This is a genomic window from Aphanothece microscopica RSMan92 (assembly GCF_046613545.2).
Classification (GTDB): domain Bacteria; phylum Cyanobacteriota; class Cyanobacteriia; order PCC-6307; family Cyanobiaceae; genus NIES-981.
Genome location: NZ_JBKKKY020000480.1, coordinates 1 through 482 on the forward strand (window position 1 = coordinate 1; position 482 = coordinate 482).

The 482-nt window shown below is 75.3% G+C and carries 1 protein-coding gene; it reads left to right on the forward strand.

Annotated elements, in window-relative coordinates; translation table 11 throughout:
• A partial coding sequence (locus ACLD7X_RS18640; RefSeq protein ID WP_425625512.1) for a beta/alpha barrel domain-containing protein occupies positions 1-436 on the forward strand: 436 nt, incomplete at its 5' end.
• Positions 437-482: the final 46 nt, after the last annotated feature.

Here is a 482-nt window from a genome sequence, read left to right on the forward strand (position 1 = left end):
GGCGGTTCTGGTGCGCACCTCCAACCCCGGCGCGCGGGACTTTCAGGATCTGGATGCGGGCGGCGCACCGGTCTGGGCCCGCGTGGCCGAAGCGCTCCAGCCCGCGATGGACCGGCTGCGCGGGCTGGCCGGGTTCTCCTCGCTGATGATCGTGGCCGGCGCCACCTGGCCGCAGGAGGCGCGCACCCTGCGCGCGCTCCTGGGGCAGGCGCTGTTTCTGGTGCCGGGCTATGGCGCGCAGGGCGGGGCGGCGGGCGATGCAGTGGCGGGCTTCGTGGCGGGGCCGGCCGGTCTGGAGGGCGGGCTCGTCAGTTCCTCGCGCGCCATCCTCTATCCGCCGGGCGCGCATGATACCGCCGCAGGCTGGGAGCAGGCATTCGACAGCGCGCTTGCCGCCGCGATTGCGGAGCTGTCCGCCGCCGTCCGCTCCGCCTAGAAGCCGCCGCCGTCGAACGGTTCCAGCGCGCAGCCGAAGCCGGGCG